A 19,787-nucleotide genomic window follows, 5' to 3' on the forward strand; every position below is an offset into this window, starting at 1 on the left:
TATGACCGCGCCGGCGCTGACCCTCTACGGCCGCAAGTGGTGTCATCTTTGCGATGACATGCTGGCGGCGCTGGAGGCGATGCGTCCGGCGTGGAATTTCTCGGTGACGGTCGTCGATGTCGACAGCGACCCGGCGCTCGAGGCGCAATACGACGAGATCGTGCCGGTGCTTGCACTGGGCGGGCGCGAGCTGTGCAGGTATCGTTTCGACGCAGCGGCGGTCGCTGCCGCATTGCAATCGGATTGACGTTACGCCACACCACATTCCTCGAACGACCTCAGAACCCTCCCGCCATTCCCGATGTAGCGCCGTGATCCGCGCGATTCCAGCCGGAATCGGTGCACTTTCGGCTAAAATGTCGTGTTTGCCGATTCTCTCGAAAGCCGCTGCCGAGCCGAATCCGATGGCACCGACTTTTCTATAGCCCCGCCTCATGGACCATATTCGCAATTTTTCGATCATCGCCCACATCGACCACGGGAAATCCACCCTGGCCGATCGCATCATCCAGTTGAGCGGCGGTTTGTCCGATCGTGAAATGGAATCCCGAGTCCTCGACTCGATGGACCTTGAGCGTGAACGTGGCATTACCATCAAGGCTCAGACTGCCGCGCTGCAATACAAGGCACGCGACGGCAAGATCTACAACCTGAACCTTATCGATACGCCGGGACACGTCGACTTCTCGTATGAAGTGAGCCGCTCGCTGTCCGCATGCGAAGGCGCGTTGCTCGTGGTCGACGCGTCGCAGGGCGTGGAAGCGCAGACCGTCGCGAATTGCTACACGGCCATTGAGCTGGGCGTGGAAGTCGTGCCCGTGCTCAACAAGATCGACCTGCCGTCCGCCGAGCCGGAAAACGCCATTCAGGAAATCGAGGACGTCATCGGCATCGAGGCAGTCGACGCCGTGCGCTGCTCGGCCAAGACGGGCTTCGGTGTGGAAGAGGTACTCGAATCTCTCATCGCCAAGGTGCCGCCGCCCAAGGGTGATGCGAGCGCCCCGCTGCAGGCACTGATCATCGACTCGTGGTTCGACAACTACGTGGGCGTGGTGATGCTGGTGCGCGTGGTCAACGGCACGCTCAAGCCCAAGGAAAAGATTCAGTTGATGGCCACTGGCGCCACCTATCCGGTCGAGCAGGTCGGCGTGTTCACGCCGCGCTCGCAACAGCGCGATTCGCTGTCGGCGGGTCAGGTGGGCTTCATCATCTCGGGTATCAAGGAATTGCACGCAGCCAAGGTCGGTGACACCGTGACGCACGCCGTCACCACCACGACCAAGCCAGCACCGGAACCGCTGCCGGGTTTCAAGGAAGTGAAGCCGCAGGTGTTCGCCGGCCTCTATCCGGTCGAGGCGAACCAGTACGATGCACTGCGCGAATCGCTCGAAAAGCTCAAGCTCAACGACGCTTCGCTGCAATATGAGCCGGAAGTCTCTCAGGCACTCGGCTTCGGTTTCCGTTGCGGGTTCCTCGGCCTGCTGCACATGGAGATCGTGCAGGAGCGTCTGGAGCGCGAGTTCGACATGGACCTCATTACCACGGCACCGACCGTGATCTATGAGGTGATCGAGCGCGATGGCACGCTGACGACGGTGGAAAACCCGTCGAAGATGCCGGACCCGGGCCGCATCGAAGAAATTCGCGAGCCCATTGTCACGGTCAACCTGTATATGCCGCAGGAATATGTGGGCGCCGTGGTTACGCTGTGTCAGCAAAAGCGCGGTGTGCAGATCGACATGCAGTACCACGGCCGTCAGGTCCGTCTGATTTACGAAATTCCGATGGCCGAAATCGTGCTCGATTTCTTCGATCGACTGAAGTCGGTGTCGCGCGGCTACGCGTCGATGGACTACGAGTTCAAGGAATACCGCACATCGGATGTGGTGAAGGTCGACATGCTGATCAACGGTGACAAGGTGGATGCCCTGTCGATCATCGTGCACCGTTCGGAGAGCCGTCGTCGCGGCAATCAGGTGGCGGCGAAGATGCGCGAAATCATTCCGCGTCAGATGTACGATGTGGCGATTCAGGCCGCCATCGGCGCGAATATCATTGCCCGTGAAAACATCAAGGCATTGCGCAAGAACGTGTTGGCGAAGTGCTATGGTGGCGACATCACGCGTAAGAAGAAACTGCTCGAGAAACAGAAGGAAGGTAAGAAGCGCATGAAGCAGGTGGGGAGCGTTGAGATTCCTCAGGAAGCGTTCCTTGCTATTTTGCAAGTCGAAGACAAATAACGTAGCGACAGGTCCCGCATGAATTTCGCCCTGATTCTTTTGATCCTGGTGCTGGTGACCGGGGTGGCCTGGGTGGCCGACAAGTTGGTGTTTCAACCGGCGCGCCGCCGGGCAGCACAGGACGCCGTGGCGCAATTCGATCAGCAACAGCTCTCACTGCAGGGGTCCGGTGTTCAGGGCTCTGGCACGCAAGAGGGCAATGCGCTCGCGAGTGCGCGCTCGAAGGTGCGTGACGACAAGCTGCGTCAGCCGTGGTGGCTCGAGTATTCGGCGAGCTTCTTCCCGGTGATTCTGGCGGTGTTCGTGCTTCGTTCGTTCGTGGTCGAACCGTTCAAGATTCCGTCCGGCTCGATGATCCCGACGCTGCTCGTCGGCGACTTCATCCTCGTGAACAAGTTCGACTACGGGATTCGCCTGCCGGTGATCAACAAGAAGATCGTCGAACTGGGTGAGCCGAAGCGCGGCGACGTGGTAGTGTTCCGCTACCCGAAAGATGAGTCGATGGACTACATCAAGCGAGTGATCGGTGTGCCGGGCGACGTGGTGGCATACGAGAACAAGAAGCTCACGGTGAACGGTCAGCCGGTGCCCGAGACGGCGTTGCCGGACTACTTCGACGACGAGCACATCGCTTACTTCAAGCAGTTCGAAGAGACGGTGGGCGGCGTGAAGCACCGGATTCTGAACGATCCGAATGTGCCGCCGTACATCATGGGCGCCGACGACTTCCCGAACAAACAGAACTGTCAGTACAACAGCCAGGGGGTGATCTGCAAGGTGCCGCCGGGCAACTACTTCATGATGGGCGACAACCGCGATAACAGCGCAGACAGCCGCTACTGGGGCTTCGTGCCCGAGCAGAACATCGTGGGCCGGGCATTCTTCATCTGGATGAACTTCTCGAACCTCAAACGCCTGGGCGGCTTCCAGTAAGCATCTGGCTCACCGGGGAGGACATCTCGCCGGATAGGGTAGGGTTTGATTAATGCGGAAATTGACGTAAAAATGTCAATTTCCGCATTATTGTTTTCAAAAATAAAACAATCGATGCGGCGGGTGGGGACCTTGAGGGAGATCGATACGTCGTTGCTCCGGAAATGTCCGATCCAGGCCCCTCTCGCGAGTCCGAAAAGCCCGCCGGACGGCGGTCAAGCCCGTCGTTTCTTGGCGACGACGCGCGCCGGGGCGGGAGCGCCGCGCTATACTTGCGCCATGTCTCAAACACTGAATCAACTGGAAGAACGTCTCCAGTATCGCTTCCACGATGCGGAATTGCTTCGCCAAGCCCTGACGCATCGTAGCCATAGTGCCGCCAACAATGAGCGGTTGGAGTTTCTCGGCGATTCCATTCTGAATTGTTCGGTGGCGGCAATCCTGTTCCGTCGCTACGGCAAGCTCGACGAAGGCGACCTCTCGCGTGTGCGCGCCAACCTCGTCAAACAGCAGTCGTTGTACGAAATTGCGCAGACGTTGGGCGTGTCCGATTTCCTGCGCCTGGGCGAGGGCGAGTTGAAGAGTGGTGGTTTCCGCCGTCCATCGATTCTGGCCGACACGCTTGAAGCGCTGTTCGGCGCGATGTATCTCGATGGGGGTTTCGACGCGGCGTATGCGGCGATCGAGCGTTTGTACACGCCGGTCCTCGAGCATGTCGACCCGAAGACCTTGGGTAAGGACGCCAAGACGCTGCTTCAGGAATATCTGCAAGGCCACAAGATCGCGTTGCCGCAGTACACGGTGATTGCAACGCATGGTGCGGCACACAACCAGCAATTTGAGGTTGAGTGCACTGTGCCGAAGCTCGACATCAAGGTCGGTGGCTCGGGCGCAAGCCGGCGTGCCGCCGAGCAGGCGGCGGCCAAGAAGGCGTTGGAGGAAGTGCAGAAGATGCCGGCGCTTGCCAAGCCAAAGGCCGAGAAGAGCGCCAAGGCGGCAAAGAAGCGTGCGGCGAAGGCTGCGGCATCCGAGGCAAAGAAGGCGGGGCAGATGAGCACCGCACAGCCGGGCGACGCGCGGGAGCCGAAGGACGCGAAAGACACGAAGGACAACAAGGATGCCAAAGAGCCCAAGGACACCCGAGACGCCGTCACCGGCGCGGGCAGTGTTCCGGCCATGACGGCGTCCGTCAGCAACGGCGCGGGCCGCACAGCGGCGGCCCCTGCGGAGAAGAGCGCAGAGAAGACCGCCGAGAAGACCGACGCCGCCAAGCAACCCCCGGCAGCCGCCTGAGCCCCATTCGAGGGGAAGGCGCGAGGCGCCGGCCCCCTATCAAGAGAGTTTCCAACCATGAACGATAAGACGGATTTTCGCTGCGGTACCGTGGCGATCGTCGGGCGTCCGAACGTCGGTAAATCGACGATGCTCAATGCCCTCGTCGGTCAGAAGATCAGCATTACGTCGCGCAAGGCGCAGACGACACGCCATCGCATTACCGGCATCTGCACCACGGACGATGCGCAATACATCTTTGTCGACACGCCGGGTTTTCAGACGCGTCATGCGACCGCGCTGAACCGCTCGCTCAATCGCGCTGTGACGTCCACGCTGTCCAGCGTCGACGTTGTGCTTTTCGTCATTGAAGCGGGTAACTTTGGCCCGGACGACGAGAAGGTAATGAACTTGCTGCCCGATAACACGCCAGTGCTGCTCATCGTCAACAAGCTCGATCGCATGGCCGATAAAGCGAAGGTGTTGCCGTTCCTGCAGTCGATGGGCGAGAAGCGGGATTTCCGCGAGATCGTGCCGCTCTCCGCGAAGCGCGCGGACGACATCAAGCATCTGCTGGGTGTGTTGCGTCCGTATTTGCTCGAGGGCGATCCGATCTATGGCGAAGACGATCTGACCGATCGCAGCGAGCGATTCATGGCGTCGGAAATCCTGCGCGAGAAGGTGTTTCGCTGGACCGGCGACGAGTTGCCGTACACCAGCACGGTTGTCATCGACAAGTTCGAGCAGGAGGGAAATCTCCGCCGGATCTTCGCGACGATTCTGGTCGATCGCGACAACCACAAGGCGATGATCATCGGCAATAAGGGTGCCAAGCTCAAGCAGATTTCCTCCGATGCACGCGTCGATATGGAGAAGCTCTTCGACGGCCCGGTGTATCTGGAAGTGTGGATCAAGGTCAAGGGCGGTTGGGCCGACAACGAGGCCGGCCTGCGGGCGTATGGCTACGAGTGAACTCGACACTGCCAATGACGAAGTTGCGACGCCAGCAGACGTAGCGCAGGCGGCAAGCAACACGCCGGTCGCCGACACGTCGCCTGTGTCGCGCCCGCCCCGTGCGCTGCGCACCGGCGCCACCGGAGCGCGTCCGGCGCGCCAGCCGCGTAGCGCACGGACTCGCGCTGTGGACGACGAGGCATCGGAAGCGTTTCAGGAAGCCGAAGCCAACACCGAAACCGTCAAGCGCGACATCAAACGCGCGCGGCGGGCACCTTCGCCCGCCCGGTCGGCAGAGCGCGAACAAAGCCGAATTGCCGAACAACCCGGCTTCGTACTGCACAGCTATCCCTATCGCGAAACCAGCCTGATCATCGACGTGCTCACGCGCGATCACGGTCGCATTGCGCTTGTGGCGAAGGGCGCCAAACGCCCGCACTCTGCATTGCGCGGCGTGCTCCAGACATTCCAGCCGCTCTCGCTCGCATGGCTGGGCAAGGGCGAGTTGCGCACGCTGACCAAGGCCGAGTGGGTGGGCGGTCTGCGTCCGCTAGAGGGCGACGCGTTGCTCTCGGGCTTTTACCTGAACGAATTGCTGGTCAAGTTCTGTGCACGCGACGACCCACACGACAAACTGTTCCAGCACTATCTGACGACGCTGCATCATCTCGCGCACGGCGAACCGGCGGGCATCATTCTGCGGGCGTTCGAGCGCGTGTTGTTGCGCGAGACCGGATATGCCGTCGCGTTCGACCGTTGCACGCAGACGCGTGGCAAAGTCGTGTCCGAGCGCCGTTACGTGTTTCATCCCGACTGGGGCGTTCGCCCGGCGCGCGGCGACGAGCCGCCCGATTGGCCGGTCGTCATCGGGCAGACCTTGCTCGACATGGAGCAAGACGATTACTCCCGGGCGCAGACCGTGCAGCAAAGCAAGCTGCTCATGCGCTTTCTCCTCAACCACCATTTGGGCGGTGTTCCGCTCAATACCCGGCAGATCCTGCTCGACCTGCAAAAACTATGAGCCTCTTCTTCCACGGCAACCCCATCGACCTTGGGGTGAACATCGATCATGTCGCGACAGTGCGCAACGCGCGCGGCACGGCGTATCCCGACCCGATCAAGGCGGCGCGGCTGGCCGAAGAGGCGGGGGCGGATGTCATCACGCTGCATCTGCGTGAAGACCGTCGCCATATTCGCGACGCCGATGTGACGAATCTGCGCAACCAGTTGATCACGCGCATGAACCTCGAATGCGCCGTGACGGAAGAGATGCTGGCGATCGCCTGCCGCGTGAAGGCGCACGATGTGTGCCTGGTGCCGGAGCGTCGTCAGGAACTGACCACCGAAGGCGGGCTGGATGTCGTCGGTCTGTACGATCAGGTGGCGGCCGCCACGCAACGGCTTGGCGAGGCCGGCAGCCGCGTGTCGCTCTTTATCGACCCGGACGAAGCGCCGATCCGCGCTGCCGCTCGCATGGGGGCGCCGGTCGTTGAACTGCACACGGGCCGCTACGCCGAGGCGCACGACGAGGCGACGCGCGAGGCTGAATTTGCTCGCATCGAACGTGCCGTCGCCCTCGGCCTGTCGCTCGGGTTGCGAGTCAATGCCGGTCACGGTCTGCATTATGAAAACGTGCAGCCGATTGCCGCCATCGAAGGCATCTCCGAACTGAACATCGGACACGCCATCGTCGCCCACGCCATCTTTGCCGGCTGGGAGAACGCCGTGCGCGAGATGAAAGCGATCATGGTTGCCAGCCGCATTGCGGCGCGTGGTTGAGACACTCTGTCTCGCTCGCCGTCTCTTCATCAGGCACCGTCCATGAGCGATCCGACGTCACCGTCGTCTTCGTCACCCAATCACCGTCCGGAGACGTCGCCGCAAGGCGATAACACCCTTGCGCCCGTACCGGGAGCGACGGCAATCTTCGGCGTGGGGACCGACATTCTTCAGATCAGTCGTGTCGTAGGCGTGATGACGCGCACGAACGGACGGTTTGCCGAGCGTGTGCTGGGGCCGGAGGAACTCAAGGTCTATTACGCTCGTCAGAAACGATCCGAAGTTCGCGGGCTCGCGTATCTATGCACGCGCTTCGCCGCGAAAGAGGCGGTGTCCAAAGCCATCGGGCTGGGCATGCGCTGGCCGATGACATGGCGTGCTGTACAAACGCTCAACGCGCCATCCGGCAAGCCGGTCGTGGTGGCGTCGGGCGAGTTGGTGCAGTGGCTGGCCGAGCGGCAACTGTCGATCGAGATTTCGATCACGGACGAGAAGGAATACGCGGTCGCGTTTGCGATCGCATCACGTAACTTAGGCAACATTCGCAGTATTGCATCGGAGAAAACGCAATGACGAAGCGCAGGCCGGGCCCGGTGATGCTGGACGTCGTCGGGCTGACCCTCAGCGAAGACGACATCCGCCGTATCGACCATCCGTTGACCGGGGGTGTCATCCTGTTTGCCCGTAACTTCGATGACCGCGCGCAACTGTGCGCGCTCACGAAGCAGATTCGCGACGTGCGCGACGACATTCTGATTGCGGTCGACCATGAAGGCGGGCGCGTGCAGCGTTTCCGTACCGACGGCTTCACGCACTTGCCCGCGATGGGCAAGCTGGGCAAGCTCTGGCATGACGACGTGTTCAAGGCGACGCGTGTGACGACGGCCGTAGGCTATGTGCTTGCGTCGGAATTGCGCGCGTGCGACATCGACCTGAGCTTTACGCCGGTGCTCGACCTGGACTACGGCACGTCGGCAGTGATCGGCGATCGTGCGTTCGACGCCGATCCGCGCGTGGTGGCCATGCTGGCCAAGAGCCTGAATCACGGCCTGCTGCTCGCCGGCATGGCGAACTGTGGCAAGCACTTCCCGGGGCATGGTTTCGTGGCCGCCGACTCGCATCACGAAATTCCGGTCGATGAGCGCTCGCTCGACGAAATCCTCTCGATCGACGCCCAACCGTATGACTGGCTCGGCATGTCGCTGGCGGCAGTCATGCCGGCGCACGTGATTTATCCGCAGGTCGATCCGAACCCGGCGGGTTTCTCGGCGAAATGGCTCAAGGAAATCCTGCGCGGCAAGTACGGCTTCGATGGCGTGATCTTCAGCGACGACCTGTCGATGCAGGGCGCAAGTGCGGCAGGGGATGTCGTCACGGCAGCGCATGCCGCGCTGGACGCTGGCTGCGACATGGTGCTTATCTGCAACAGCCCTGAGAAGGCGGATCGCTTGTTGCGTGAAATGAAGGCGGCGCCCGATACTGTCTCGCAGCGTCGGATCAAGCATCTGAAGGGCCGCGGCAAGGTGCATGGCTGGGAAAAGATGCTCGCGCAGCCGGAGTATCAGGCGGCGAAGCGCCTGATCGCGGAGACGTTCGGCGGGTAAGTGTCGAACGTTAGGCGTCAGGCGATAGCGGACGCATCCGTTAGCCAATCGCCGGACGTCCGGCCCAAACAAAAAGCGCTCGACCCCGAGGGGACGAGCGCTTTTTTGTTACCTGACGGCCGCTTCGTCCGAAGACGTCGCGGCGGCCCGCCGTCGCTTAGACGCGGCTGCGGTATTCGTCAGTACGCGTATCGATTTCGATCTTGTCGCCGGTGTTGACGAACAGCGGCACCTGGATTTCCAGCAGATCGTTGATCTTGGCGCTCTTCAGAACACGGCCCGACGACGTATCGCCCTTGACGGCCGGTTCGGTGTATTCCACAACGCGCACGAGCGAGGTCGGCAGGTCGACCGAGATGGCCTTTTCATTGTAGAAAACGACTTCGCACTGCATGCCGTCTTCCAGGTACTTGATCGCGTCGCCCATGTTTTCGGCTTCGACTTCGTACTGGTTGTAGTCGGCGTCCATGAACACGTACATCGGGTCGGCGAAGTACGAGTAGGTCACTTCCTTCTTGTCGAGCACGACGACGTCGAACTTGTCGTCAGCCTTGTACGAGAATTCGCCACGACCTTCGGTCAGCAGCTTCTTGTACTTCATCTTCACGACGCTGGAGTTACGGCCCGACTTGACGTATTCGGTCTTCAGCACGACATTGGGCTCACCGTCGATCATGACGACGTTACCGACGCGGAGTTCTTGAGCGGTTTTCATAAAAAACGAGATCCTGTGACGAAATAAGCGATTTGCCGCTTGTTTGAGCGCTTCCATACGCTCATTCGCCGCTTGATTCCCGCGTCCGCCCGGAACATCCGGGGCAGCAGGTTCAGCAGCAAAGCGTTGAAAAACCAGCTATTTTACCTGAATTTCCACGAAGCTTGCCAACTGTCGCGCTAGATCCGGGTGGGCCGCCTGCGCGTTTGCCCACGCACGGGCGTGGCGACCGAGTTCGGGCAGCGCGTTAGCCAGCGCCGGCCAATCGGGTGCGGTGCTGGCGTAGCCATTCCAGAGATGCCAGAAGGTGCGCAACGCCTCGCGTGCGCCGTGCGAAAGCGAGGCGGCATTGAGGGGGCTGGACGTATCGTCTTGCCGATCCGCCAGATATCGACCGAGAAAGGCATCGAGCTTCCCATGATGGGCATTCTCGTCCTGAGGATAGATGTGCCAGACGAACGGCTTGGCCGCCCACTGCGCGCGCACGAATGAGTCTTCTCCCCGGACGAAATTGAGGTCGCAGGCCCAGAGCAGGGTGTCGAATTCAGCTTGCGGCACGAAGGGCAGGCCGTACACCGTCAGTGCGCCTCGGGTCGCAGACTCCCTCGGCGCGAACGCCTCGCGGCCGAACCATTCGCCGACGGCAGGCGCGATGCGGCCTTGCGGGACGAGGCAGACGACAGGCGTCGTGCTGTCGGCCCACTGCGTGAGCAATGCCGGAAGTGCCGCGTTCTCATACGCAAAGAGCGATACCACCAGGGTGTCCTTCAGGGCGGCGGGCAGGCCGAGCGTGCGTTGCCACCAGGTGTCGCGCAACTCGGGCGACGCGAGGAAGGCATCGCGCCGGGAGAATAACTCCCGCTCTCTCGTCAGTCCGCCGGTGCGTTCGGTAAATCCGGGGAAAAAGAACGTTTTGAGAAGTCCCAACTGCGGATGCAGTGACTTTTGCAGATGACAGTCGTCCACCCAGTCTTCCGCGCTCAAATACTCGAGATTGATCCATACCGGCGCATTGCCTGCCCTTTTACGCGCATGCATTGCCTGAACGCAGACCTCGGGGATATGGCAGGCAAAGGCTTCGATGACGATATCGCCTGGCGCATTGTCGTCGGTGATGGGGCCGAAGTCGGCCTCCCAACGGCGCACATCGACGCCGTCGCAGCGTTGGCGGGCCAACGACGGATCGATGTCGGGGCGCAGATAACGAAAGCTCGCGAGATCGTCGACCCACAGCCGGACCGACCAGCCGTGCTCGCGCACGAGTTGCCGGGCAAGCCGCCAGCACACCCCGATATCGCCAAAGTTGTCGACGACGGTGCAGAACAGATCGCAACGCGGCACGAGTGGACGCGCACTCGATGCGGGAGAGGATGCAGTGGGCAGGGACATTGAGAAGCGGCGACGCGGATTGGTCTAAACTTCGGATTTTAGTCCCTGCGCCGCGCGACGATGTGATCGCGCAAGCGATGAACGGTGCCATGCCTGCCGCCGTTGCCTCGGGGACGCTCCGATTGCCAGAGTTCATGACCGAAGACGCCAACGACGTCACGCCCCCGCGCAAGTCCCGCAAAGCGAAAACCGCCCCCGGTGCGGACGTCGCATCGCCCTCGTCGCCGACTGCTCCGGCGCACGCCGACACGCCGGCCGAGGTGGCGAGCGTGCCGTCGGACACGTCGGACAAGCCAGCCAAGGCCATCAAGACCCCCAAGGCAGAGAAGACGAAGCGTACTCGCCGCCGGGACGATGACGCCGTGCCCTCCGGCGACAGGGGCGAAACCGATGACATCGCCGACAAAGCACCGTTCGACGCGCGCAAGGTACTCGCCCAGTTGCCGAATCTGCCCGGCGTCTACCGCTATTACGACGCGTCGGGCAACGTGCTGTACGTGGGCAAGGCGCGCAATCTCAAAAAGCGTGTGTCGAGTTACTTCAACAAGACACAGCTGTCTCCACGCATCGCGCTGATGGTCGCGCGCATCGCGAAACTGGAGACGACGGTCACCCGCTCGGAAACCGAGGCGCTGCTGCTTGAGAACAATCTCATCAAGGCGCTGCACCCGCGTTACAACATCCTGTTTCGCGACGACAAGTCGTATCCGTTTCTCAAGCTCACGCAGCACAAATATCCGCGCATGGCGTACTACCGGGGATCGGTGGATCGTCGCGGGCAGTATTTCGGCCCGTTCCCCAGTGCATGGGCGGTGCGCGAAAGTATTCAGATTCTGCAGAAGGTGTTCCAGTTGCGGACCTGTGAGGATTCGGTATTTGCGAATCGCACGCGCCCGTGTCTGTTGCATCAAATCGAGCGATGCAGCGCGCCGTGCGTGGGCGCCATTCGCGACGAGGACTACACGCGCGACGTGAATAACGCCGCGGCGTTCCTCTCCGGACGTCAGAACGAAGTCCTCGGGGCGCTCGAACAAAAGATGATGACCTACGCAGAGGCGCTACAGTTCGAGCAAGCGGCCGTCGTGCGCAATCAGATGCAGGCGCTGTCCGGCGTGCTCCAGCAGCAGTCGGTCGAGACGGCGGGCGACGTGGATGCCGACATTCTGGCCGTCGTCTATGCGGGTGGTCGCGCGTGCGTGAACCTGGCGATGGTTCGGGGTGGGCGTCACCTGGGCGATAAGGCCTATTTCCCGGCGCATGTGGAGCGAGGTGTCGAAGGCGGCATCGCAGACGAATTCGAGGAAGACGAGGTGCTTGCAACGGCGGCGTCCGAAGTCGATCCGGACGATTCCGTCGCGACTGCCGGCGACATGTCGAGCGACATGCCCTCGGACACCCCGTTGGCATCGCTCGAATCGCGACTGCTCGAGGCCTTCGTCGCGCAGCACTATCTGGGGCAATCGGTGCCGCCGGTGCTGGTCGTGAGTCACCCATTGCCGAGCGACGAATTGCTGACGGTCTTGTCAGAGCAGGCCGGCCGACGCATTGCGCTGGTGCGTCAACCGCAGGGGCAGCGACGCGCGTGGCTCGACATGGCGCAGCAGGGGGCGCAACTCGCGCTGACGCGTCTGTTGACCGAGCAGGGCAGCCAGCAAGCGCGCACGCAGGAATTGGTGCAAACCATCGGGCTCGAGATCGACGACCCGGCGTTGTTGCGCGTGGAGTGCTTCGACATCAGCCACACGCAGGGGGAGGCCACGCAGGCGTCGTGCGTGGTGTTCCATCACCACAAGATGCAGACGAGCGAGTACCGCCGTTACAACATCACCGGCATTACGCCGGGCGACGACTATGCGGCCATGCGTCAGGTGCTCACGCGCCGTTACGGCCGGCTGATGGAGGCCGCCGCCGCGACAGTGAGCGACGCCGCAGATCCGTCGTCCGTGGCGGCCGATGTGGCGCGCGCCGAGGCCGATACCGTCGTGCTGCTGGATAGCGAGACAACGACGCAAGCCGGTGAATCCACCGAGGCCGGGGCGCCGGCTGCTGCCGCACCGGAAGCGTCGGATGTGGAAGCGAATCTGCCGCAGTTGGTGCTGATCGACGGCGGCAAGGGGCAGGTCGAAGTGGCGCGTCAGGTGTTCGTCGAACTCGGGATCGATATCGGTCGGCTGGTCGGCGTGGCGAAAGGCGAGGACCGCAAGGTGGGGCTCGAGACGCTGATTTTCGCCGACGGGCGCGCGCCGCTGGAGCTGGGGCGAGAGAGTGCGGTGCTGATGCTGATCGCGCAGATTCGCGACGAGGCGCACCGCTTCGCGATTACGGGCATGCGGGCCAAGCGCGCGAAGGCGCGTCAGACGTCGCGACTCGAGGAGATCGAGGGCATTGGGGCGAAGCGTCGCCAGCGATTGCTCATGCGGTTTGGCGGGTTGCAAGGCGTGGCGTCGGCCAGCGTCGACGAACTGGCGAGCGTCGAAGGCATTTCGACAACGCTTGCCGAGCAGATCTATCGTCAATTGCACTGACAGCCTGACCTGCGCCTGCTACGCCAACCACACCGACCTTATTAGCACCCACGGCGATTCACGTATCGCCGTGGAACAGCAGACGCATGACGGTCTCGTTGTCGACGGTTTCACCGGATAGCGTGCGAGCGAGGAGTTCGCCGCCAACGACGGGCGGCGCAAAAATCATATCCGGCTGAACCCGCTTGAGCTTGCTCAGATGCTTGCTGTCGTTGACCGATGCGATGGTGCGCACGGTCGGCGCGATTTCCTTCGAGGCGAGCACGATGAAGGCGTTTTCCGAGTCGTCGGCGCGCAGGGCGAGCACGGCCTTGGCGTGTTCGATACCGGCGTGGGTGAGCACGGTGTTGTCGCTGGCGTCGCCATGCATGACATCGGCATCTTCCGGATAGGGATTGTCGACGCCGCTGGCGATGATGACCGTGACTGGCCAGCCTCGCTTGGTGAGTTCGTGGTGCACGTTGATGGCGAGCGGCGATGCGCCGGCCACGATGAAGTGGTTCTTGCGTATCACGTGAGTGAACCTCCCCGCGAGAATTTTCTTAAGGTTGCCGCCAACGAGCGGGCCGATGACGACGGTCAGCGACGTCGCAAACACACTGATTCCGAAGATGATGACCGATGCGGTGAAGAGTCGCGCGTCGGTAGAGTGCGGCACGATGTCGCCGTAGCCGACGGTCGTCATCGTCACGATGGAGAAGTAGAACGCCGTTGCCAGATCGGTAACGGGCGGTACGAACTCGCGCCCGAGATACATGGTGCCGAACGTGGCGTAGACCAGCAGCGCGAACACGGCGACGAGCGTGTAGAGCGTCGCGGCGGCGAAGCTCGCCCGGTCGAACTCGCGCCAGTACCAGAGCAATAGCGCGATACACACGAGCGAGAGGACGAACGTCAGATCGAAGCGGATGTCCAGGTGAAAATTGATCGCGGCGGCCAGCGCGAGCATGACGAGCGTGAAGGCCCAGGCCGTGCGTGCCCGGATGACCAGCCCACAGGCGAGCGTGACCAGCGCCAACCCGGCGAGCGCGCGGGGCAGGTGCGAGAAGTCGATGCGCTCGATGGCGTTCAGGCCGAAGAGCAGCCGGGGCAGATGCGTGGCTTCGATGTGTTCGAGCGCAGAGAGGTCGCCCCGGACGAAGAGATCGATGAGGCGTGAGCCGGGCACGCGCAGCAGCACGGAGGCCACGAGCAGCAGGCCGTCGATGCCGACCAGTGCGGCGATGATGACATGAGGGGGCAGCAGCGGTCGTCGCAGAGCGGGCAAGGGCCAGGGCAGTTTCACGAGATCGGTGCTATTGGCGGGGTGTTGCGAGCAAGATAGGGGCACACTGGCGCACATGTCAACCGCTGTGCGGTGCCTCGGCCTTGTGGCTACGGGGCATACACGGCACAATGCGGGTCTGGTACGGCTGCCGAGGGCGCCGTGTGTCGACCGCCGTTTGCCGAACTCATGCTGCCATGCCTTTTAATGTCCCCATATTCCTGACCTGGCTCCGGATCGTGCTGATCCCGCTGGTGGTCGGCGTCTATTACTTGCCTGCGACCTGGTTGTCGTCGGTCGAGATGAATTGGGTGGCGTGCGGCGTATTCGTGCTGGCGGCGCTGACCGACTGGTTCGACGGCTTTCTGGCGCGTCGCTGGAATCAGACATCGGCCTTCGGGGCGTTTCTGGATCCGGTGGCGGACAAGCTGATGGTGGCGGCGGCGCTGTTGATGCTGCTGCAGATGGGCCGGATCAACGCGTTGGTGGCGCTGATCATCATTGGCCGCGAGATCACGATTTCGGCGTTGCGCGAGTGGATGGCGCAGATTGGCGCGTCGCGCAGTGTGGCGGTGCACCAGTTGGGCAAGATCAAGACGGCGGCGCAGATGGTGGCGATCCCGTTGTTGCTCTTCAACGGCACGGTGGCGTGGAATGGATTGCGTTTCGACTCGCGCTTCTGGGGAACGTGGCTGATTTACGTGGCAGCCGTTCTCACGCTGTGGTCGATGCTGTATTATCTGCGCCGCGCATGGCCGCAGATTCGGGAGCGTGGTGCGGGCGAGATGTGAGCGTAAGTCTCTGAAGACGCGGGATTTGCGCGGTGGAGGAGAAAAAACTTCACAAATTTTCGGCGCAGGTGCTTGACACTGAATCACGGTTTCGACATAATCTCCTTCTCGCTGCTACGGCGCTAGCCCAGCAGCGAAGTTTTGAGAAGTGGTTGGATTGGTAGTACGCATGACAATGCGGGAGTAGCTCAGTTGGTAGAGCGCAACCTTGCCAAGGTTGAGGTCGCGAGTTCGAGACTCGTCTCCCGCTCCAGTTTTCACACTGGACATTAAGTGAGTTGATCCTTGGTGTTCGGTGTCATGCGGGAGTAGCTCAGTTGGTAGAGCGCAACCTTGCCAAGGTTGAGGTCGCGAGTTCGAGACTCGTCTCCCGCTCCAAATCCAGAGGGAAGCCTGGCTTCCCTTTTTATTTGCCGAAAAGCCCACGGCGATCGATCCGACGGGCGCCCTCGATGGCAACAGCGAGCGGTTACAATGCGGCATGCCAAATGGCGGGATGGCAGAGTGGTCATGCAGCGGCCTGCAAAGCCGTGTACGCCGGTTCGATTCCGACTCCCGCCTCCAAAATTCAAAAGCCCTGACTTGTCAGGGCTTTTTCTTTTTGTCGCCAGGGTTTTCGCTTGAAGACTTCGGACTGCGATACTTTTTCTTGCCGACCTCGCGACTTCGCGACCTCGGCGGCAATCGCATCGACGTCGGCGAATCCGTCACCCGCGACGGAATGTCGGTGGCTCAAAAGCCAAGCTGCCTGACGAACGCATCGACGGACCTCGACCACATTTTTCCGCCGTAGGTGAGCAGCAAATGGCCGTCATGGCCGGGCAGGTCTTCCGTGTGAACGAATTGTGCGGGACTGCCCGCTGCGGCGAATGCATCGAACCATTGCCTAGGCGCGTCGGGCCCCCAGTACTGATCGTTGTGCGCGTAAAGCCAGAGACCGGGGATCTTCGTTGTCTTGCCGAATTCGCCGTAGACGGTCTTCATTTGCTCGGGATCGCAACTGTGCCCCGGGGCGCGCTCGGGCATGCCGCCCGCGCCACCCGAGAAGTTGATGTAACCCATCACGCCGGGTGGGTTGGTCGCAGCCGTCGCCACCGTGGTGAAGCCGCCGACCGAGCGGCCTTCGAGCACGATGCGATCCTTGTCCGCCCACGGTTGTGCGCGAACCCACTTTACCGCCGCAAGGTTCGCTTGCGCCGTGACCTTGCTGAGCTTCTCGAAGTCGGGGCGGCGTGTGCACCGACCCTGCATGTCGAACGACGCGCCCGAGTTCTCCCGATCCGGCCCGCCCGTCGCGCCATAGCCCACGCGAACCGGTGCGACGATGGCGAAGCCCTTGGCGAGCCAGTAGCGCACATGTCCCTTGGGAATCGGTTGACTGAGCTTGGCCCGCACGAGGGCGTCGGAGGCGCGGCCGTGTTCGAAGATGAGCACCGGGAACGGCCCGTTGCCCACGGGCCTGTAGACCTCTGTGTGCATGGCCACATCGCCACCGAAGGTGCCCGCACCTGACACCACGATGGAGACGATTTCCGGTGTGGGATCTGCGGCAGCCGCCGGTGCAGGCGTTCCCGCTTCGGTGGCGGCGTCGTCGCTGGCGGCCATCGCCGTCGACGCGCCGCAGAAGGGCGTCGTCAGAAGAAGCGCGCAAAGCGTTCCTGCGCAGAATCGTGAGCGTGCGATCAAGCGTGTCATGGTAATGAGGCGGTCCCCGTATCGTGGCGCGTCAGTGAGGTCCGGGCGTCGGGCTGCGATCCCCGTTCGGCGCTCGGGCTGGCGCTCATACTACTGCGCGGTACACGAGCGCGGCACTCATGCGAATGACCGATAGACAGGGGCGGAACGGCCGACGTGGCTCGCTTCGCGTTTCACTCGGTGGCATCGATGCGCTCGGTCGAATCGGCGGCGAAGTATCGTCCCGGTGTCGTGTGAAACGTGCGACGAAATAGAGCAATGAAGGCGCTCGCGTTGTCGTACCCGAGGTCGAGCGCGACGGTGCCGACAGGCTGTCCCGAGGCTAGCAACTCCAGTGCGCGCAGCAGCCGCGCTCGTTGCCGCCACGCCGTGAACGTCAACCCCGTCTCTTCGACGAAGCGTCGGCTGACGGTGCGGGGTGCGGCGTTCGCCCATGCGGCCCACGCGTCGAGGGTGCGGGTGTCGGCAGGGTCGTCGATGAGTGCCGCCGCAACGCGTCGCAAACGCGCGTCGCTCGGCATCGGCAGACGAAACACGTCGGCGGGACTGACGGCGATCTCGTCGAGTATCACGTTCATGACGTTGGTCTGCACCCGATCGGGCGCCCTCAGATCCCACTGCGCCGCGCGTACGACGCCTTCCCGTAACAACCCCGACACCTCGATGGCACGCGGTTGCTCAGGCAGCCCCGCACATCGGTCCGGCCGGACATACACCGCCCAGCCGTAAAACGGCCCGTGAGAAAACGCAGCATGCGGGCAGTTCGGGGGCACCCATACGGCGCGTGTTGTCGGAATCACCCACGCGCCGAGGCTGGTGCGAACCGTCAGCAGGCCGTTGAACGAGCCGAGCAATTGACCCGACGTGTGTTGGTGTGTCTGGGAAACGCGCGGCTCGCTCTCGCGCCCGACCATCGCAATCAACGGCGGATCGTCGGGTGTCATGCGTTGCACGCGATCCATCTTCGGTTTCAGGTGCTCCGGCAAACTCATGGCGTAATTGCGCTATCAAATGGCATCAATAGTCTATCAGCGCCATGGGCGAGCGGGATATGCTCGGCGCGTGTCTCTGAAGGAGCGTTCCCATGTCTCAAGCCAATCAGCCTTCCTCGCCCGCCGTCGATCTCGACCAACTTTACGATCCACCGTCGGAGATGATCGTCAAAGGCGTCATGCCGGCACTGCTTCCGTTCCATGTCGCCTACCTCGATGTGGCCACTTTCTTTTGTCTGGCGACGGGGAGCGCGCATGGCCTCGACGCGTCGCCGCGCGGCGGTGAGCCGGGCTTTGTGCAGGTACTCGACGAGAAGAGCGTGGCGTTCGCCGACTGGCCTGGCAACAATCGCATCGCGTCGTTGCGCAACCTGACTGAGGACGATCGCGTCGGCATGTTGTTTCTGTTCCCTGGACTGGAGGTCTTCATGCGCATCAACGGTCGTGCGCAGATTCGTGTCGAACCCGCGTTGCTTGAGCGATTGAAGGAGGGGGAGCGCACGCCGAAGACCGCCATCGTCGTGACCATCGACGAGGTGCTGTTTCACTGCGGCAAGGCGATCAACCGCGCGAAGCTATGGCGAGCCGAGTTGCAACTCGATCGCAAGGCCGTGCCGTCGATGGGGGAGATGAAGGCGGCGCTCACGGGCATGGACAAAGCCCGCGCGAGCGAGATGGACGAAGGGTACTACCGCGCGATGCGCGGCGATCTCTACTGAGTTTGCCGGGGCCGACGTGACGGCTGCCGCTGGTTTTCGCCAGCTAGGGGCTTAGCTCTGCGGGTTCGCCGATTCCTGCGCGCGGCGCAGGCGTTCGCGGCTATTGGTGAGGTGTGTGCGCATCGCTGCGCGAGCCGCCTCGGGGTCACGTCGCGCAATGGCGTTGTAGATGTCTTCGTGTTCGCGATTCACGCGGTTGAGATACGACACCTGATCATCGTCGGCCAGCGCGGCGGAATTCACGCGCGTGCGCGGAATGATCGTATTGCCGAGCTGTTCCAGAATGTCGTGGAAATAGCGGTTGCCGGTCGCGCTGGCCACTTGCAGATGGAACGCGACGTCGGCGGTGACGGCATTGCCGGTGCGTTGACGAACGTGCATTTCGAAGTCGTCCAGCGCCTGGCGCATCAGCTTGAGCTGCGTATCGGTGCGGCGATTCGCCGCGAGGCCTGCCGCTTCCGTTTCCAGCGAAATCCGCAGTTCCAGAATGGCCATCACGTCGAGCATCGTCAGAATGCTGTTGGTGTCGACCTGCAGGGAATTTTCGCGCGGGGCTTCGAGCACGAACGTGCCGATACCGTGACGTGTTTCCACCAATTGGCCCGCCTGCAGTCGCGAGATCGCTTCGCGCACGACGGTGCGGCTCACCCCAAGGCTTTCCATGATGGCCGACTCGGTCGGCAGCTTGTCGCCCGGGCGGAACGTGCCGCTGCGAATCTGCTCGGACAAGGCGCTCACGACCTCTTCCGTGAGGCTGCGAGACTTGCGGCGAGGACGTGCGGGCAACGGGCTGGTCATGGACATGGCGTCGGTGAAAAGGGTGGGTGACAAAAAACGCCCCCAGTTTACCTTATCGACCGTCGCATACATACGACAACCGATAAGAATCGACCGCCAATGCCTCACCCCAATCAC

Annotated in this window: 17 protein-coding genes, 3 tRNA genes and 2 pseudogenes; 16 read left to right on the forward strand and 6 right to left on the reverse strand. The window is 62.2% G+C overall.

Annotation, left to right across the window (positions count from 1 at the left end; all coding sequences use genetic code 11):
• Position 1: 1 nt before the first annotated feature.
• The 10 genes and pseudogenes from PI93_RS07865 to nagZ all read left to right on the forward strand — a co-directional run bounded on the left by PI93_RS07865 (position 2) and on the right by nagZ (position 8,782).
• A complete protein-coding gene (locus tag PI93_RS07865; protein WP_039375618.1) occupies positions 2-247 on the forward strand; it encodes a glutaredoxin family protein in 246 nt (81 codons plus the stop codon).
• A 187-nt stretch (positions 248-434) separates the two neighbouring features.
• Entirely contained in the window at positions 435-2,240 is a 1,806-nt protein-coding gene (gene lepA / locus PI93_RS07870) for a translation elongation factor 4 (protein ID WP_039375619.1), read from the forward strand.
• Positions 2,241-2,258: 18 nt separating this feature from the next.
• Positions 2,259-2,391, forward strand: a pseudogene (locus tag PI93_RS25060) (signal peptidase I); the annotation flags it as partial.
• Positions 2,392-2,462: 71 nt separating this feature from the next.
• A pseudogene (lepB, locus tag PI93_RS07875) lies at positions 2,463-3,173 on the forward strand (signal peptidase I); the annotation flags it as partial.
• Positions 3,174-3,452: 279 nt separating this feature from the next.
• The gene (gene rnc, locus PI93_RS07880) at positions 3,453-4,466 is read left to right on the forward strand and encodes a ribonuclease III (protein WP_080759054.1); all 1,014 of its coding nucleotides are present in this window, start codon (positions 3,453-3,455) and stop codon (positions 4,464-4,466) included.
• Between the two features lie 57 nt (positions 4,467-4,523).
• The gene (gene era, locus PI93_RS07885) at positions 4,524-5,417 is read left to right on the forward strand and encodes a GTPase Era (protein WP_039366994.1); all 894 of its coding nucleotides are present in this window, start codon (positions 4,524-4,526) and stop codon (positions 5,415-5,417) included.
• A complete protein-coding gene (gene recO, locus PI93_RS07890) occupies positions 5,404-6,420 on the forward strand; it encodes a DNA repair protein RecO (RefSeq protein WP_039366997.1) in 1,017 nt (338 codons plus the stop codon). Before era ends, recO begins: the two co-directional genes overlap by 14 nt.
• Positions 6,417-7,178 carry a pyridoxine 5'-phosphate synthase gene (gene pdxJ, locus PI93_RS07895; protein WP_039367002.1) on the forward strand — a complete coding sequence of 254 codons (762 nt, stop codon included), beginning with the start codon at positions 6,417-6,419 and terminating at the stop codon, positions 7,176-7,178. The genes recO and pdxJ overlap by 4 nt, the downstream gene beginning before the upstream one ends.
• Positions 7,179-7,373: 195 nt before the next feature.
• A complete protein-coding gene (gene acpS, locus PI93_RS07900; protein WP_236105876.1) occupies positions 7,374-7,751 on the forward strand; it encodes a holo-ACP synthase in 378 nt (125 codons plus the stop codon).
• The gene (gene nagZ / locus PI93_RS07905) at positions 7,748-8,782 is read left to right on the forward strand and encodes a beta-N-acetylhexosaminidase (protein ID WP_039367008.1); all 1,035 of its coding nucleotides are present in this window, start codon (positions 7,748-7,750) and stop codon (positions 8,780-8,782) included. The genes acpS and nagZ overlap by 4 nt, the downstream gene beginning before the upstream one ends.
• 157 nt (positions 8,783-8,939) lie before the next feature.
• On the opposite strand, the gene efp is transcribed toward nagZ, so the two are convergent.
• Together efp and earP are read right to left on the reverse strand one after the other, a co-directional pair.
• The gene (efp, locus tag PI93_RS07910; protein ID WP_039367721.1) at positions 8,940-9,497 is read right to left on the reverse strand and encodes an elongation factor P; all 558 of its coding nucleotides are present in this window, start codon (positions 9,495-9,497) and stop codon (positions 8,940-8,942) included.
• 138 nt (positions 9,498-9,635) lie between these two features.
• Complete coding sequence (gene earP / locus PI93_RS07915; protein ID WP_407945359.1) at positions 9,636-10,880, reverse strand: elongation factor P maturation arginine rhamnosyltransferase EarP; 1,245 nt, start codon at positions 10,878-10,880, stop codon at positions 9,636-9,638.
• A gap of 95 nt (positions 10,881-10,975) precedes the next feature.
• Between earP and uvrC the strand changes: the two genes are divergently transcribed.
• Positions 10,976-13,411, forward strand: coding sequence for an excinuclease ABC subunit UvrC (gene uvrC, locus PI93_RS07920; protein WP_236105632.1), 2,436 nt, complete (start codon positions 10,976-10,978; stop codon positions 13,409-13,411).
• Between the two features lie 58 nt (positions 13,412-13,469).
• Here uvrC and kch read toward each other — a convergent pair whose 3' ends face one another.
• A complete protein-coding gene (gene kch / locus PI93_RS07925; RefSeq protein ID WP_224785972.1) occupies positions 13,470-14,696 on the reverse strand; it encodes a voltage-gated potassium channel protein in 1,227 nt (408 codons plus the stop codon).
• A 176-nt stretch (positions 14,697-14,872) separates the two neighbouring features.
• Between kch and pgsA the strand changes: the two genes are divergently transcribed.
• The 4 genes from pgsA to PI93_RS07945 all read left to right on the forward strand — a co-directional run bounded on the left by pgsA (position 14,873) and on the right by PI93_RS07945 (position 16,030).
• Entirely contained in the window at positions 14,873-15,466 is a 594-nt protein-coding gene (gene pgsA, locus PI93_RS07930; RefSeq protein ID WP_039367014.1) for a CDP-diacylglycerol--glycerol-3-phosphate 3-phosphatidyltransferase, read from the forward strand.
• A gap of 177 nt (positions 15,467-15,643) precedes the next feature.
• Positions 15,644-15,719: transfer RNA gene (locus tag PI93_RS07935), tRNA-Gly, on the forward strand.
• Between the two features lie 49 nt (positions 15,720-15,768).
• A tRNA-Gly gene (locus PI93_RS07940) sits at positions 15,769-15,844 on the forward strand.
• A gap of 112 nt (positions 15,845-15,956) precedes the next feature.
• A tRNA-Cys gene (locus PI93_RS07945) sits at positions 15,957-16,030 on the forward strand.
• 168 nt (positions 16,031-16,198) lie between these two features.
• Here PI93_RS07945 and PI93_RS07950 read toward each other — a convergent pair.
• Both PI93_RS07950 and PI93_RS07955 read right to left on the reverse strand, forming a co-directional pair.
• Entirely contained in the window at positions 16,199-17,161 is a 963-nt protein-coding gene (locus tag PI93_RS07950; RefSeq protein WP_080759055.1) for an alpha/beta hydrolase family protein, read from the reverse strand.
• 173 nt (positions 17,162-17,334) lie between these two features.
• Positions 17,335-18,153, reverse strand: a complete 819-nt coding sequence (locus PI93_RS07955; protein WP_201278434.1) for an AraC family transcriptional regulator — start codon at positions 18,151-18,153, stop codon at positions 17,335-17,337.
• Positions 18,154-18,245: 92 nt separating this feature from the next.
• Between PI93_RS07955 and PI93_RS07960 the strand changes: the two genes are divergently transcribed.
• Positions 18,246-18,872 carry an MSMEG_1061 family FMN-dependent PPOX-type flavoprotein gene (locus PI93_RS07960; RefSeq protein WP_039367017.1) on the forward strand — a complete coding sequence of 209 codons (627 nt, stop codon included), beginning with the start codon at positions 18,246-18,248 and terminating at the stop codon, positions 18,870-18,872.
• 51 nt (positions 18,873-18,923) lie between these two features.
• Here PI93_RS07960 and PI93_RS07965 read toward each other — a convergent pair whose 3' ends face one another.
• Positions 18,924-19,670: a FadR/GntR family transcriptional regulator gene (locus PI93_RS07965; RefSeq protein WP_039367735.1), complete on the reverse strand. Its 747-nt coding sequence runs from the start codon at positions 19,668-19,670 to the stop codon at positions 18,924-18,926.
• Positions 19,671-19,787 lie beyond the last annotated feature (117 nt).

Origin of the sequence: Pandoraea fibrosis (assembly GCF_000807775.2) — a bacterium.
GTDB classification, from domain to species: Bacteria; Pseudomonadota; Gammaproteobacteria; order Burkholderiales; family Burkholderiaceae; genus Pandoraea; species Pandoraea fibrosis.